Below are 16,089 nucleotides of genomic sequence, written 5' to 3' on the forward strand. Positions count from 1 at the left end.
AATACTTTAAACCAATAATAAATAAGCTATAAAAAATATAATTTTGTAAATAATAATATTCAAAATCTATAAATTCAAAAACTTAAAAAATAATAACCCACAAAAATATATTATATTAATTTTGTTTGTGTGAAAAAATGGCTATTTTAAGTGATAAAACCATAAAAGAATATCTTGAAGAAGGCAAAATTGTAATTGATCCTTTGAAGGATGAACAGCAAATCCAACCTTCATCAGTAGATATGAGATTAGGAGACGAGTTTAAAGTCTTTAAGGTAATTAGAAAACCTTATATTGACCCAAAAGATGAAGAAGATATTGCAGAATACATGGAATCAAGTACCGTTCCTGAAGATGAAGCATTTATAATCCACCCAAATGAATTTGCACTAGCTACAACACAGGAATATGTTAAAGTGCCTGATGACTTAGTAGCTAGAGTTGAAGGCCGTTCAAGTATGGGAAGACTTGGTGTTACAATGCACGTTACCGCAGGATATGTTGATCCTGGTTTTGAAGGTAGAATAACCTTGGAAATATCCAATATCGGAGCAATGCCTGTTGCACTTTATCCCGGTCAAAGAGTATGCCAATTAGTATTTGAAACTATGACTACTCCTGCCGAGTTACCTTATGGTCATCCGAAAAGAAATAGCAAATATATGAATCAATTGAAACCTGAATCTAGCAGAGTTAAACTAGATTATGAATTAAAAAAATAATGGAAGTTAATACTTATGAATCATGACAAAATGACAAATATCAGTGCAAAAAGAGGATTTTTATGGCCATCTTTTGAAATATATTCCGGAGTTTCAGGATTTACAGATTATGGACCTCTTGGAGCTAGTTTAAAAAATAATATAATGCAAAAATGGAGAAAACAGTATGTTTCCGGAGAAGGGTTTTATGAAATAGAAGGTCCTACTGTAATGCCTAAAGAAGTTTTAAAAGCATCAGGACATGTTGATAACTTTACAGATCCAATGACCAAATGTGAAGAATGCGGAGAAGTATTTAGAGCAGACCACATTATTGAAGAAGTTATTGGTGAAGATGTAGAAAGTCTGGAAAATGAAGAGCTCGACCAAATCGTTATTGACAACAGCATCAAATGTCCGGAATGTGGCGGAAAGCTTTCCAATATCTGGAATTACAATTTAATGTTTAAAACCATGATTGGAGCTAAAGGTGATAAAGTAGGTTATATGAGACCAGAAACAGCTCAGGGAATTTTTATATTATTCAAACGTCTTGAAAGATTCTTTAGAGGTAAACTTCCGTTTGGAGTTGTTCAACTTGGAAAAGCATACAGAAACGAAATTTCACCTAGACAGGGAGTTATTCGTCTAAGGGAATTCACACAAGCAGAAGCTGAAATATTTTTAAATCCTAAAGACAAAACCACTCCTAAATTCAGTCAGATAGCTGATGAAGTTTTATGCTTAAATTCCCAGGATGTTCAAATAAATAACAGTGAACCTTTAGAAATCACTGCCCGTGAAGCGCTTGACAAAGGAATTGTAGCTAATGAAATGTTAATTTATCAATTATATTTAGCTAGAAAATTCTTAAATGAAATTGGTATTCCCAATGATGTTTTAAGATTCAGACAACACTTACCTGGAGAAATGGCTCATTATGCTCTTGACTGCTGGGATGTTGAAGTTAAAACTGACAAATATGGCTGGGTTGAAATAATCGGAATAGCTGATAGGGGAGATTACGACTTAACATCACACAGCAAATACAGTAATGATGATTTAAATGTATTTATTGAATATGATGAACCTAAAACAGTGAAAAAAACCGTTGTAAAACCTAATTTATCCAAATTCGGACCAATATTTAAAGGAGATTCCCCTAAAGTAAAACAGGCTATTGAAGAAGCTGATGTAGATGAAATTAAACAGGCTATTGAAAATGATGGAAAATATGTAGTTAGTCTGGATAAAGATTATGAGTTAACTCCTGATTTGCTGCTTTTTGAAGATGTTGAAGAGGAAATTTCCGGTGAAAAAATAGTTCCTCATGTTATTGAACCTTCATTTGGTATTGACCGTATTCTTTACTCTGTTTTATTACATTCATTTAAAGAAACAGAAAACAAAGATTACTTTAAATTTGCACCTTCTGTTGCACCTGTTCAAGTGGGAATTTATCCTCTTGTAAACAAAGAAGGCCCTCGTGAAATAGCTATTGAAATAACTGATAAATTAAGAAATGCTGGATTTAAAGTTGAATATGATGTAAGTGGAACAATCGGTAAAAGATATGCTAGAGCAGATGAAATTGGTATTCCTCTTGCAATAACTGTTGATTTTGATAGTTTGGAAGACAATAAAGTAACTATAAGAAACAGAGATAGTGAAGCTCAAGAAAGAATAGCTATTGATGAAATAAAAGATTATCTGGAAGAATATTATAAATGAGTAAAAAATACTCATTTATTTATCTTATTTTTAAAGTTTTCAAATAGATTTTCACCCCATTCAATACATTCTTCTTTTTTAGAAGTTATTATTCTGTTCTGGTCAAAATTTCCATCTTCCTTAAAAAGGCCAAGAATCATTACTTTATCTGTTACAACCAATAAAAAATTATTTTCAATATTAAAAGTAGACATTTCTACATTGTCATTTTCCAGATTCAAGAAATATTCAAAGTTTTCCTTAATGTTTTGAGGAATTATTATTTCAATATGCCTGTTCTCATCAATTAAATCATTTATATATTTATTAAAATCCCCATAGAAAAAAGGAAAAACACATTTCAAACCGCAGGCTTCTTTTAATGCATGCTGAATTATATTATAAGCCCTATAAATATCTTTTTCATTGGATTCAACTAAAATAGCCCTTCCAAGCAAATACAATTGAGCTATTGAATTTTCAGGAATCATGTCTACAATATGAGCATCTAAAATATTAAAAAACCTATTAAATAAGTTTATTGTATCTTTTAATTCCAGAATATTAGTTATATAAAGTTCAGTTGTATTTGAGATATAATAGAGATTTCCGCTTCTATAAACAAAACCTCCCAATTCCAGTCCAAACATATTGCTTGATATTGAGCTATAACTTAATCCTGTAGTTTTATTAATATCTTTCATATTCAACGGTTGTTCATATAAAGTTGCTAAGATTTTTAACCTTACTAAAGAGTTTGTTATATATTTAATTTCTTCAGATACTGTTTCATAGTTTTCCATACATTTTTGATTTTCATTCACAGATATCACCAAAAAGAGTATTACTAGCAAAGATATTTTTAATACTAAAAAAATATAAAAACTCTCAAAGTGAGAAAATGTGTAAAATAACACATAAGAAAAATATAAAAATAATAACTCTGAAGCATTAATTTTTTTAAGAGAGACAACCATAATATTAATCACAAAATAGACATTATAAGAAAGTGATTGAAATGATTGACACACATATGCATGGAGATTCAAGAAGTAGTGAAGATTTTGGTGAAATGTATTTATCTGGAATAGATGCTGCAATAACCTGTGCTTTCTACCCATACAAGTTAAATAATGAAAGCACTCTTTTAAATCATTTGGAAAGAATTCTCAACTATGACACCAAAAGAGCTAAAGAATATGGCCTTGATTTAAAAGTCGCTTTAGGAATCCATCCTGCAAATACAAGTGTAAATCCGGAATTAATATACGAAAACCTTTACAAATGGATTGAAAACAAACAGATAGTAGCTATTGGAGAAATAGGTCTTGAAGATTTAACAGATAGTGAAATATCCATCTTTAAAAAACAGTTAGATATTGGTGAAGAAACTAAATCAAAAGTTATTGTTCACACACCACGTAAAAATAAAAAAGAAGTCTTAAAAGTCATTCAGGATATTGTACCTCAACATATTGACCCAAAATTAGTTGTTATTGACCATATAAACCAAAATGTAGTTGAAGATGTAATTGACAAAGATTACACTTTAGGATTAACAGTACAGCCTCAAAAAATGGACAAAGAAGAAGCAATAGCTATATTGGATGAATATGGATTTGACAAATTTCTGTTAAATAGTGACATCAGCAATAAACCCTCTGATCCACTATCTGTTCCAAAAACAGTACGTGAACTCGAAAAATTAGGATATAAAAAAACAGAAATAGGGAAAGTAGCATTTAAAAATGCTGAAAAATTCTTTAAAATATAAGAATTTTTCTACTTTCTAACTAAACTAACTCCTTTTGGAGCTATAATAATTAAATTTTTATCATTGCAACGGGAAAGTAAAAGTGCTTCTGCACCATAATTACTTCTCATTTGTTTGATTTTTTCACCGGCAAGTTTGAAATTAGCCGGACTTTCTTTTTCTAAAAAAGATAAATCTAAAATAACAGGATTACTTTCTTCAAGAACTTGATCTACAACATAATTAATATCATCAATAGTTTTTGGCCTTATTAACATTATTTCATAGAAAGACTGTTCCGGAGAAATAGACACATCATCATAATAGCTATGACTGCTTAAATCTGAAGCATTATTATTTGACATTCTAAAGTCACTAGAATGAGTGCTTGGCCTTCTATAATTATTTGGCTGTTTGTTATGTAAAGATGTATTTTCTTCAAAACCTAAACTTCTTTTTAAAGCATCAGTAAAACCCATTTAAATTACTCTCCTAAATAATCAAGTATAGCATCTAATAATTTTGAAGCACCATTGTTATAAACATCCTCTACAGGTAAGTCATATTTATGTTCAAAGTATTCAGTATCCAAATCCAATTCTGCATTTTTAAGATTAATTGAAATTCCCACAACTTTTGTAGGTTCAACAGCTTCAATAGCTTTAATTTCTTCTTCAATGCCTCTAGGTTCCCTGTATGGGTGGTTTGGTCTGTGTCCAATAATAACTGCATCAGGAGCTGCACCAATCAAAATAGCTGCAGATAAACCTCTTGGATGAGGATTTCCTTTTTCAGTTAAACTAGATTGACCTTCAATGAAAATAATATCCGGTTTTTTAGTTTCTTCAACATATTTAATTGCAGACAATACTGCTGCAGGAACATCCATAGCAGATAAACTTCCTGCTCTAAAATTAAATTCTGTAGGTTCCTCAAGACCCATTTCATCAGTGGAAATAACTGCTGAAGTTAAACCTCTTTGAGTAGCTGCAATTCCTAATTTTTTGGAAGTAGTTCTTTTACCGCATTCCTGAGAAGTTCCTCCAACAAAGATTACCGGAGCTTTAGGTTCATAGGATATTTTTGGTAAAACTTCACAGGATTTTTCAGGAGCTATTCCTGCTATTTTTTCAACAACATCTAACCTAGGACCTATTTCTTTGATAATTAAATCTTTTGAATCAGCAAATTTTTTTAAAGAAATATTGTCTTCAATAGATAATGATCTAAATGAAGTTATAACATTTAAACCAGCATCAATAGCTTGAACAGCATATTTAATAGCTGAACCTTCAGCTCCAATAGGCAACATAATAACAAGAGAGTTTGCAGAAGTTTCACTTAAACATTCATCCAAACTGCCTGAAACAGTTTTACCACAAAACTGAGTTCCTTGTTTGTTAACATCATCATCTATAAAGCCAACTGCTTCAATACCTTCAAGATTGGAGAATTTCTCACCACCTCCACCACAACCAACAACAATGAATGGATTCAAATCTTGAAGTTCTTTAACAGAATCTACTGAATACAAAAATATCACTCCTATAACTTATAATTTATAACAACTGTGTAACAAAATAATCTTAATTTTTTATAAAAACTTTATTAAAAAAAGATTTTCAAAAAAAATTATAATCTATTTATTAATTATTGATTTTCTTATTATTAAAAGATAATGTTTTTATAAATTAAATATGTTAATTATTATATAACTATTAAAAAGAATAGGAGACTACCAACATGAGAAAACCTTATGTTATATTAATTGGAAGTGCCTCTGGAATTGGGAAATCAACAATAGCTGCAGAATTAGCTAAACAATTAAACATAAAACATTTAATAGAAAGTGATTTCATACGTGCTGTAGTTAGAGGAATTATTGGAAAGGAATATGCTCCAGCACTCCACAATTCATCTTATGAAGCATATAAAAGCCTACGAAACAAGTCAAAATATGACAACTATGAGGAACTGGTGGCGGCTGGTTTTGATGAACACGCATCATATGTTATTCCTGCTTTAGAAAAGGTAATTCAGCGAGCAATTACAGACTTTGATGACATTATAATTGAAGGAGTGCATTTAGTTCCTGGATTAATTGATATTGAACAATTCTACGAAGATGCAAATATTTATTTCTTTATATTATCATCAGATGAAGAAGCACATAAAGAAAGATTTGTTAAAAGAGCAATTCAAATACATAGAGGTGGAAAACAATTAGAATTCTTTAAAGAAAACAGAATAATCCACAACCACCTAATATCTCAGGCTGAAAAATTCAATGCAATAACAGTCAATACTGAAAATATTAATAATACATTGTCCAAACTACTTAAAACAATAAAACAAACCTGTAAAACTGTATGTTTAACTAATAGTGTTGATGAATTAGAAGATGTAGTTGACATCATCATAAAACAGAATAACAGCAGCATAACAAAAATCGTGTACAAATTAGGAGGCTTTAAAGATTCATTAGTTAAAACTGTTAATATTTCAGATTCTGATGAAGCAACCAAATTTATTAAAAGCATTAATGAAAACAAAGAGAAAAAAGAAGATTTAAATAAATTATATGCTCTGTCAAAGTACAGAAAATTTACTGTCTGTGCACCTGACGATAATAGTTTAAATAATATCATTGAAGAATTAACAAAAAGAGGATTTGTTTATAATGAATGAAGCAGAAATTAATGAAATGAGTATCAAATGTCCGGCATGCAACACTGAGAATGTGGCTAAATCTATAATGAAAGAAATTGAAATACCACACTTCGGAAAGGTTTTAGAAACAACTATTATTTGTGATTCTTGCGGATTTAAACATAGTGATATTATAGCACTTGAACATAATGATCCTGCAAAATATGTTTTAAAAATAAATAAAGATAATTTATCTACCAGAATTGTCCGATCACAGTCAGCAACTGTGTCCATTCCAGAACTTGGCGTTAAAGTGGAACCGGGTCCAAAATCAGAAGGATATGTAACTAATGTTGAAGGAGTAATCACCCGATTTGAAGATGCAGTAAAACAGGCACTTCATCTATTTAATGACAATACTTCTCAAAAAAATGCACAGTTAGTTTTAAATGATTTAAAAAGCCTTGTAAATGGAGAAAAAACAGCCACTTTAATTATTGAAGATCCCTTTGGTCAGAGTAATGTTGTAAGTGATGATGTTGAAATATTAGACATTCCCGAAGAGGAATTAAAATTATTAAAAACAGGTTTTAGTATTATTGAAGATAATTAAAAAAGGAAGAGTTTATTCTTCTTCCTCAGTTTCTTCATCATCATGTGCTAAAAAGCTACTTAAATCGTCTTCTTCAGCAACATCTTTTAATTTTAAAGTTCTTTGAACATCCATAGCTAATGCATTACAATCTGCTTTAATAGCTTCTAAATGTAATAATATTCTTTCTTTTTCTTGATTAATCCTTGTAATGTTGGTATATGGATAAGTAGATTCTTTAAGCATTTCATACTCAATAGTAGTATAAGGATAATCATTTAATTGTTTACATACATTTTTAAGAACTTCACCTAAGAATTTGTTCATTTCTACTTTTACTCTTTCCCTGATCATTTTGTCATCATCAAGATTTTCTTTCATTAAACGAACAACTTCTGCTTTAGCGAAAGGTAATTTTTCTTCATCTTCTTCTATAAATTCTTCGCTTGTTTCTTCAATCATTTCTTCATCAGACATAATTTCACCTCATAACATTTAATATTGAGTAAAAACAGTAATTTTTAATAAAAAATCATCAATACATCAATATCTAGATATATATTTGTTAAAAGTCCTATTTAAAACTATTGATAATTTAAGAATTTTGAATTATTTTTTTAATACTTTTATTAAAAAACATTAAAATAATTGATGCAAAAATCAATAATTCTTATAGTTTAAAATTTTTAAAAAATCCTTTTAAAAAAATAAAAAATAGTAGCCAAATAGCTACTTTAAATTATCTTTTCTTTGAAATTTTAATAGGTAAAAATCCAATTGAAATCATTGAAACTAAAATTAACAATACAATCGGCAAACCTGTTTTTGGCAATACAATACTTGTTAAAGCCTGTACCTGTGTTAAACTCTCTAATTTTGAAACAATGGATTTTTGAAGTGAATCTTTAGTTAAAATTGGAGAATGGATATTATTTACAATATTTTCTAATTTTTTCATAGTTTTTTCACTTACAAAAACACTTGCACAATCATGATTATTGGATTTATCATAATCAAAAGTATCCGATGAAACAACAACAGTATTTTCAAATTTACCGCAATTATTTGCAACGGCATTAATAGTTAACAGAGATTTTTCACCATTAGCTAATGAACCAATAGTTAAAACATTGGTTTCATTATTGAAATTACCTTTAGTAGTCTCAAATGAAATTAACTTTAAATTAGAGTTTAATAATTCATTTACCTTAATATTTTCAGCATTATCTGGCCCATTATTTGTAATTTCAATTAAATAAGTAATTAAATCACCTAATTTAACTTCCTGTTTTGATACTGATTTTTCAATAGCTAAATCTGCAGCAGGTTTAACATTAATTGACTTTTCATAATTATTGTTAGTTAAATTATTGTCTTTTTCATTGCCTCTGACTTTAACAACATTTGTAATGTTTCCTGTTTTGACAATTTTAGAGACAATATCCAATTGCAATTCTTCACCAACATCTAAGTTGCCAATATCCCATATACCACTTACAGGATTATAAACTCCTTTAGATGGATTAGATGAAATATATTCAACAGCATTTGGAAGCAAATCATTAACCACAACACCAGTAGCTGCATTTGGCCCATTGTTTGAAACAATTATTGTCCATTTAATTAAATCATTATAATTAGGATTTGAATTGTTAATTAATTTAATAACTGACAAATCAGCTACTTTAATTACATCAACAGATTCATTATCATGATTATTTGATTCATTCCAATCATATTGTGTAGAATTGACACTGACTAAGTTTAGAATTTTCCCAGATTTATTAACTTTACAGTAAATATCCAATGTTTCATTAATCATAGGTGCTAATGAATCAATAGTCCAAATACCAGATTCAACATCATAGTTTCCTTTTGATAAGCTAGATTTTACAAATATTAACCCTTCATCCAATAAATCTTTAACCTGGACATTAATAGCCACATCAGGACCATTATTTGAAACAACAACTGACCATTTAATTATTTCACCAAAGTCAGGAGTCCTATTGTTTACATATTTTTTAACAAAAAGATCAACACTTGAATTAACCTCAATGCTTTTATTTGCAATATTATTAGTTAAATCATAATCATATTCATTTCCAGATACATTAGCTATATTAACAAGCTTTCCAGTTTTATTAACAAAACAGATTATTGTTAATTCCTTTGTCTGATTAGCAAGTAATTGGCCGACATTCCAAGTTCCATTAAATGATTTATCCATAGCAATTAATCCATCAGGCAAAATATCACAAACAACAACACCAGTTGCAGTATCTGGACCATTATTAGTAATCCTTAAAGTCCATTCAACTAAAGAATTAAATTTAGGATTAGTATCATTAACTAATTTTTCAATAGCCAAATCAGCGCATACATCAATATCAATAGAATTATTATCATAGTTATTACTTAAATTCCAATCATATTCATTTCCAGACACATTAGCCACATTCATTATTTTTCCAGTTTTATTAACTAACGTTACAATATCGATAGAAATAGATTTGCCACTTTCTAAAGTTCCAATATTCCATAAACCAGATTTTACATCATAATTTCCAGTACTGGAAAGATAAATCAAATCTCTAGAAAGCAGATCACAAACAATAACATCTGTAGCTTTATCAGGACCATTATTAGTAACTCTTAAAGTCCATTTAACTAAAGAATTGAATTTAGGATTAGTATCATTAACTAATTTTTCAATAGCTAAATCTGCTGATGGATTAACATTAAGACCTGCTGAATCATTATTGTTTTTTAAATTCCAATCATATTCGTTTCCAGACACACTAGCTTCATTTATAAAAGTTCCCGTTTTATTAACTAAAGTTTTTATATTAATTGTTTTAGATTCACCGATGTTAAGAGATCCAATATTTAAAATACCTGTTTTTTTATTGTATTTTTCATCATCACAGTTCAAAATAATTAAACCATCAGGAATTAAGTCTTTTAATTTAATTCCAGTTCCAATATTAGGACCATTATTTGTAATCTTTAATGTCCATATTACCACATCCCCATAATTAGCATCAATCAAATTAGAACTTTTATTTACTTGAAGATCCGCTTTAGGATAAACACTGAAATAGGTAACATTTGTAATATATTTGTAGTAAGTATCTTCAAAATGGGTTGCACTAACTTTATATTTTCCAGGCTTTAAATTTTCCAGGACATTTGAAACATAACCTTTAAAATCAGATTTTAAAGTTTTATTAAATATTACAGACCCGTCTTCATAAGTTACAGTTAATAAAACATCCATATTATATTCCCTACTGTCCTGATATAATTTTCCATTATCTACAGCTCCTAAAATAGGAGTTTCACCATTTACTTTAATTTTATCCTGTTTTGCATTATTATAAATTGCATTTGAAACAAATAAATCATTATATTTAGCTATATTATTTCCGCCAAATATAGTAGCTGAAATTTCACAATTTTCACCATAATAAATATTTTTAGCAGAAATTGGCAAAGCATAAACCCATGCTTGATTTTCTGCCATTGCATTATCTGAAATAACACAGTTTAAACCAGATTTATCATAATAAATAGCACTTCCATTTCTTGCTACATTGTTATTAAATGTATTTTTATTAATAGTAGCTGCAGAACTATTTATATAAATAGCTCCACCTAACCCGTCATCTAATTTTTTAACATCAGGAATAGCTTCATTAGCTATAAATGAAGAATCTACAACAGTTGTTTTATATCCATTAATATAAACCGCACCGCCATTTACATTAGCTATGTTCTTATTAAAATCAACGTCATCAATAGTGACTGTTTTAGCTATAATATTAACAGCGCCACCATTTACTGATGCAACATTTTTATTAAATGTAGATTTTTGAATTTCAATATTTTTACCTTTTAATTGAACAGCACCACCATAAGGAGCATTATTTTGCTCAAAATTACAGTTAGCCACTTTTAAATTCATATCCATATCTATATAACCTGTACTTAATGCACCACCATAAAGTTTTGCAGAGTTGTTTATAAAAAAACAATCCTTAATATTACCTGATGCATGATAAGTTAATGCTCCACCCTGATCTGCAGAGTTATTAATAAATTTACAATTTTGATAAGTTATTCCCGCTCTAACACAACCTGCTCCACCATGAGAGTTATTTAAATTATGTGCAATGGCTTCATTGTTAATAAAATTACAATTTACAACATTAGAATAAATATTGTATTCATCACGACCAATTTGAATCGCACCACCATATGATTTATGATTAGTGATTGGTTTGACTTTATTAGATACGAAATTACAATCCCTAACCTGAGTATTATTTCCATAAACACCAATAGCTCCTGCTGCCACTTGTGCAAAGTTATTTGTAAAATTACAGTTTCTTATAATTAAATTTTCACCTTCTTCAGGATATTTACCGCTATTATCAAAAATTGAAAGTACATAAATTGCACCTCCAGCATAATCTGCATAATTATTTTCAAAAACTGAATTTTCAATAGTTACATCCTTACCAAGAATAACCATCGCACCACCATGACCTGACATCCCATTTATAAATTTTAAATTACTTATTTGGCAATTTGAACCTGTTTTTTGAATTGAAAAAATACAAGAAATATTTTTTCCATCTAAAACAGCATTTGAACCTCCTACAATCTTAATATTTTTATTTACATAAACAACAGCATCATTATTTTGGGCACTATAATATCCATTTAAATGAATTGTTCCACCATCATCTACATTATCAATTGCTTTTTGAATATCACTAAATTTACCTCCATTTACAGTTATTTCACTACCCTGTACTATGTCATTTTGAGAATTTTCTAAATTATCTTTGGATACACTTACTTCCTGAGCTTCCAAAGTTTCATTTAAATCAGCACTAAAAGCTGTGCCTAAAGTTGCTAAAAATAAAACTAATAAAAGCATAGAAATAAGAAAATTCTTTTGTTTGCTTTTAAACATTATAAATCTCCTATTTTGAGGACATTTTTAACTACCATTAATTAACCTAAATTAGCTATTAATTAGCAATTAAACTTTTTATTTTAGTATAAAACTTGAAAATAACAATTCTTAAATATGAAATTTGAAAATAAACCGTAAATTAATATTTAACTATCAAATTAGCTAACTAAAACCAAATATTTTAAAATTAAATACTTAGCTATAATCTACAAATTTATTTCAACTTGATACAAGCAATGTTATTTTTCAAAATAACTACAATATAGAACTTAAAATAAAAGATAATCGTTTTAAATCCTCAAAAATCTTATTAAACTTTAAATTATTTAAATTTTTTCTAATAAATTAATAAAAATTAATAAAATCAAAAAATAATCCATTTAAACAATAATTTAATATTATACTATAAAAAAATTATTATATCATAAAAATTGAAATAAAATTATGAAAAAACAAATTGCAATTATCCTATTAGCTATTTTATTATTAGCTAGTGTAATTCAAGATGTATCTGCAACTACCACTGTTTTTCTAACATCCGATAACATAATGGGTACAAATGATGATGTAGGAATGCTTAATTCCATAAAAACCTATATTGAAAAAATCAGCAATGGAGAAATTAATGTAATTGTAGATAGTCAGTCTCCAGGACCTGGAGAAGGAACAAGAGCTATTGAAGCTGATTCAAATGTTAGTGTAGTGTTTGCTGCTGTAGATCCAGGTAATTTTTTAGTTTTAAATAAATATTCCACAGCCACTACAGACAAACAGATAATATTTGTCAATACTGGAGATTATGATTTAGATACTGCAAAATCCTTAAGAAGAGCATGGGACGATAACTACTCAAAAACAATTTTTGCAGGAATTAATAACCCCGGAACATTTCTTAATGATGGAGGAATCAGCTATATCCAGCCATTGAAAGAATATCCTGATGCAGGTTCTGACGGCATTATAAATCAGAATAATGATGATGTAAACAAATATATTGCCAGAGAGATTGTTAATAATATAAATAACTACAACAGCACCAAACATTATGACAATAATTTAGTAATAACTCATAAATTAGCTCCTTCAAATATGGCTCATGCTAGTCAAAGTCTTTTAGAAAGCAACGACAATGAAATGAATGGAACTTACAACTCTTATTCAGCCCCACAACTGTTATATTTAACCAGTACTTATTTAAATGGAAACGGATTAGAAAATCCTGAAGATTATGAAGCTCCAGATTCTCCATTGAAATACTCCATTTTAACCAAGGATTCCTATTCAATTTATGATTATATAAAAATGGGTGGAATTGTTAAAAATTACATGGATGAAAACGGACAGGCTCCAGATTACATAAATTACGAAGGTGCATATATTAGCTATTACGATTTACAGTACAATTTTGCTAAAATAACTGCAAATCATACTGACGGATCACATATGGATTTTAACAGAGAATACCATTTTGATAAAGTTAATGACAGCATTTTATTAACTATATTGCCAATTGTATTGATTATTTTAGTTATTATGTTTATTTATATGATTTTTAAAAGGTTATTACGCAGATAAAATTAAATTAACCTTTTTTATTTTTTTATTTTGAAATTAAAAATGTTGTAATTTCCAATTATTGTTATGACAATTGTTGTCACACCAACTGTTTTATATAGTATGAAAGTATAATATTAAAACTGTAAATTTTCAAAATAAAATTTATAAAATGATTTTTATGAAATGTGACATTAACTTGTTTAAAAACGATGATATTAAATTTATTACATTTATTTCCATAATACACAGACAATATATGATATATTTAAATAATTATCTTAAAAAAGAAGGAATAACCGCATCACATGCACCTATACTTAGCTATTTATTATACAAAGACATATCCTGTCAAGAAGAAATTGGAAATCATTTTAAAATAGATAAAGGAAGTATAGCCAGATCAATACAAAAACTACAAGAAAAACAATTTATTAACAAGGAAATAGATGAAAACAACAGAAGAAAATACCAATTGTCTTTAACTGAAAAAGGCAGAGCAGTTGCTTTAAAAATCATGGATTTAAATAATGAATGGGAAAACCAAATATATTCAACCTGCAATACTGATGAAAAGCAGATAGTTGAACTAATGAGGAAAATAACCATATCATCAATAAACATTCAAAAAAACACACAAAAGGAGGAAAAAAATGGCTGATATGACCAAAGGAAAACATGCAAATATTGAATTAATAACTGGAGACCCTAAAAAAGCTATCAATAAATTAGCCTGGCCTATGATGCTATCAATGCTTCTTATAATGCTTTATAATTTAGCAGATAGTGTATGGGTATCAGGACTTGGAGCAGATGCTCTAGCAGCACTAGGTTTTATAACACCATTATTTATGATTATTGTCGGACTTGGAAACGGAATAGGTGCCGGTGCAAACTCATTAATTGCAAGAGCATTTGGAGCTAAAAAAGATGAATTAGCAAATAATGCAGCACTACACTCCGTTGTATTAACTACAATCATAGGAATTGTAATACCAATAATATTACTTCCATTAATCCCAGAAATAGTTGTAATTATGGGAGGAGCTAGTGTTACTGACCTATGTATGGATTACAGTGTAGTTACATTTGGATTATTAATAGTATTTTTATTCTCAGCTGTACTTTCATCAATATTAAGATCTGAAGGAGATGTAAACAGAGCTACAATAGCAATAGCTATTACAGCAGTGTTAAATATCATTATTGACCCAATTTTCATATACTCATTAAATATGGGGATAGCAGGAGCTGCCTGGGCAACTGTAATTTCTGCAGGAATATCCTGTATTGTAATGGCATACTGGATATGGGTTAAAAAAGACACATACATGAATTTAAGTTTTAATCAATTCAAAAAAAGTAAAGGAATTGTAATTGAAATCATGAAAGTAGCTATACCTTCTACTGCAGAACAGTTAATCATTTCAGGACTTACAATGGCAATAAATGCAATGCTTGTTATTGTTTCAACAACCACTGCAGTAGCAGTATATACTGCAAGTATGAGAATTGTATCCATGGCAATGATTCCATTAATGGGAATTGCTACTGCACTTTTAACAGTAGCTGGAGCAGCATACGGTGCTCGTAACTATGAAAAATTAAAAACCAGTTTCACATACAGTATTAAATTCGGATTAGTAATTTCATTGATTTTAGGAGCTCTAACATTTATCTTTGCACCGCAAATCGCATTGCTGTTCTCATATTCTGCAGCAACAGCATATCTCACATCCCAAATTGCATTTGCACTTAGAATATTCTGTTTCTTCTTAATATTCGTACCGTTCGGTATTGCAGGATCATTTGTATTCCAGGGAGTTGGAAAAGGAACATCCTCATTAATAATAACTATCGTAAGATCATTATTTGCAGAAGTAGTCTTTGCATACCTATTTGGACTCGTATTAGGCTATGGAGAAATGGGTATCTTTGCAGGAGTAATTTTAGGAAGCTTCATAGGTTCAATGTTTGGTTACACATGGGCTAGATTATTCATTAAAAAACTTAAAATTAAATTTGGTCATGCTGACTAAATTTAATTTCTTTTCTTATTTTAAAAATTTATAAAACATACATACATCTATTTTCAGTTAAATTAACCTACCTTAATATTCTTAAAATCATTTCATAACATGTT

Annotated in this window: 13 protein-coding genes; 8 read left to right on the plus strand and 5 right to left on the minus strand. The window is 28.9% G+C overall.

The window, feature by feature from the left end:
- Positions 1-137 precede the first annotated feature (137 nt).
- A complete protein-coding gene (dcd, locus tag K4897_RS02530) occupies positions 138-722 on the plus strand; it encodes a dCTP deaminase (protein WP_250416500.1) in 585 nt (194 codons plus the stop codon).
- A 15-nt stretch (positions 723-737) separates the two neighbouring features.
- Positions 738-2,432 carry a glycine--tRNA ligase gene (gene glyS / locus K4897_RS02535; protein WP_250416502.1) on the plus strand — a complete coding sequence of 565 codons (1,695 nt, stop codon included), beginning with the start codon at positions 738-740 and terminating at the stop codon, positions 2,430-2,432.
- An 11-nt stretch (positions 2,433-2,443) separates the two neighbouring features.
- On the opposite strand, the gene K4897_RS02540 is transcribed toward glyS, so the two are convergent.
- A complete protein-coding gene (locus K4897_RS02540) occupies positions 2,444-3,235 on the minus strand; it encodes a winged helix-turn-helix domain-containing protein (protein ID WP_019264292.1) in 792 nt (263 codons plus the stop codon).
- Positions 3,236-3,429: 194 nt separating this feature from the next.
- On the opposite strand from K4897_RS02540, the gene K4897_RS02545 reads away from it, so the two are divergent.
- Entirely contained in the window at positions 3,430-4,185 is a 756-nt protein-coding gene (locus K4897_RS02545; protein WP_250416505.1) for a TatD family hydrolase, read from the plus strand.
- An 8-nt stretch (positions 4,186-4,193) separates the two neighbouring features.
- Here the strand turns inward: K4897_RS02545 and sepF are convergent, their stop codons facing one another.
- Complete coding sequence (gene sepF, locus K4897_RS02550) at positions 4,194-4,643, minus strand: cell division protein SepF (RefSeq protein WP_019266314.1); 450 nt, start codon at positions 4,641-4,643, stop codon at positions 4,194-4,196.
- A 5-nt stretch (positions 4,644-4,648) separates the two neighbouring features.
- On the minus strand, positions 4,649-5,698 hold the full coding sequence (locus K4897_RS02555; protein WP_019264295.1) for a DUF1611 domain-containing protein: 1,050 nt from the start codon (positions 5,696-5,698) through the stop codon (positions 4,649-4,651).
- Between the two features lie 209 nt (positions 5,699-5,907).
- Between K4897_RS02555 and K4897_RS02560 the strand changes: the two genes are divergently transcribed.
- Together K4897_RS02560 and K4897_RS02565 are read left to right on the plus strand one after the other, a co-directional pair.
- The gene (locus K4897_RS02560; RefSeq protein ID WP_019264296.1) at positions 5,908-6,852 is read left to right on the plus strand and encodes a 3H domain-containing protein; all 945 of its coding nucleotides are present in this window, start codon (positions 5,908-5,910) and stop codon (positions 6,850-6,852) included.
- The gene (locus K4897_RS02565) at positions 6,845-7,426 is read left to right on the plus strand and encodes a ZPR1 zinc finger domain-containing protein (RefSeq protein ID WP_019264297.1); all 582 of its coding nucleotides are present in this window, start codon (positions 6,845-6,847) and stop codon (positions 7,424-7,426) included. Before K4897_RS02560 ends, K4897_RS02565 begins: the two co-directional genes overlap by 8 nt.
- A 12-nt stretch (positions 7,427-7,438) precedes the next feature.
- Here the strand turns inward: K4897_RS02565 and K4897_RS02570 are convergent, their stop codons facing one another.
- Both K4897_RS02570 and K4897_RS02575 read right to left on the minus strand, forming a co-directional pair.
- The gene (locus K4897_RS02570; RefSeq protein WP_019264298.1) at positions 7,439-7,882 is read right to left on the minus strand and encodes a hypothetical protein; all 444 of its coding nucleotides are present in this window, start codon (positions 7,880-7,882) and stop codon (positions 7,439-7,441) included.
- Positions 7,883-8,144: 262 nt separating this feature from the next.
- Entirely contained in the window at positions 8,145-12,389 is a 4,245-nt protein-coding gene (locus tag K4897_RS02575) for a hypothetical protein (RefSeq protein ID WP_250416507.1), read from the minus strand.
- A 447-nt stretch (positions 12,390-12,836) separates the two neighbouring features.
- On the opposite strand from K4897_RS02575, the gene K4897_RS02580 reads away from it, so the two are divergent.
- The 3 genes from K4897_RS02580 (at position 12,837) to K4897_RS02590 (ending at position 15,985) form a co-directional block, all read left to right on the plus strand.
- A complete protein-coding gene (locus K4897_RS02580) occupies positions 12,837-13,967 on the plus strand; it encodes an adhesin (protein ID WP_250416510.1) in 1,131 nt (376 codons plus the stop codon).
- 160 nt (positions 13,968-14,127) lie between these two features.
- Positions 14,128-14,607, plus strand: coding sequence for a MarR family winged helix-turn-helix transcriptional regulator (locus K4897_RS02585; protein WP_019264301.1), 480 nt, complete (start codon positions 14,128-14,130; stop codon positions 14,605-14,607).
- The gene (locus K4897_RS02590) at positions 14,600-15,985 is read left to right on the plus strand and encodes an MATE family efflux transporter (protein ID WP_250416512.1); all 1,386 of its coding nucleotides are present in this window, start codon (positions 14,600-14,602) and stop codon (positions 15,983-15,985) included. The genes K4897_RS02585 and K4897_RS02590 overlap by 8 nt, the downstream gene beginning before the upstream one ends.
- Positions 15,986-16,089: the final 104 nt, after the last annotated feature.

The sequence above is a fragment of the Methanobrevibacter sp. TLL-48-HuF1 genome (assembly GCF_023617305.1).
Taxonomy (GTDB): Archaea; Methanobacteriota; Methanobacteria; order Methanobacteriales; family Methanobacteriaceae; genus Methanocatella; species Methanocatella intestini.

Bases quoted from the DNA above. Each gene is read 5' to 3' on its own strand.
- dcd (WP_250416500.1), top strand. From the start codon at position 138: ATGGCTATTTTAAGTGATAAAACCATAAAAGAATATCTTGAAGAAGGC.
- glyS (WP_250416502.1), top strand. From the start codon at position 738: ATGAATCATGACAAAATGACAAATATCAGTGCAAAAAGAGGATTTTTA.
- K4897_RS02585 (WP_019264301.1), top strand. From the start codon at position 14,128: ATGAAATGTGACATTAACTTGTTTAAAAACGATGATATTAAATTTATT.
- K4897_RS02570 (WP_019264298.1), bottom strand. From the start codon at position 7,882: ATGTCTGATGAAGAAATGATTGAAGAAACAAGCGAAGAATTTATAGAA.
- sepF (WP_019266314.1), bottom strand. From the start codon at position 4,643: ATGGGTTTTACTGATGCTTTAAAAAGAAGTTTAGGTTTTGAAGAAAAT.
- K4897_RS02575 (WP_250416507.1), bottom strand. From the start codon at position 12,389: ATGTTTAAAAGCAAACAAAAGAATTTTCTTATTTCTATGCTTTTATTA.
- K4897_RS02565 (WP_019264297.1), top strand. From the start codon at position 6,845: ATGAATGAAGCAGAAATTAATGAAATGAGTATCAAATGTCCGGCATGC.
- K4897_RS02590 (WP_250416512.1), top strand. From the start codon at position 14,600: ATGGCTGATATGACCAAAGGAAAACATGCAAATATTGAATTAATAACT.
- K4897_RS02545 (WP_250416505.1), top strand. From the start codon at position 3,430: ATGATTGACACACATATGCATGGAGATTCAAGAAGTAGTGAAGATTTT.
- K4897_RS02580 (WP_250416510.1), top strand. From the start codon at position 12,837: ATGAAAAAACAAATTGCAATTATCCTATTAGCTATTTTATTATTAGCT.
- K4897_RS02560 (WP_019264296.1), top strand. From the start codon at position 5,908: ATGAGAAAACCTTATGTTATATTAATTGGAAGTGCCTCTGGAATTGGG.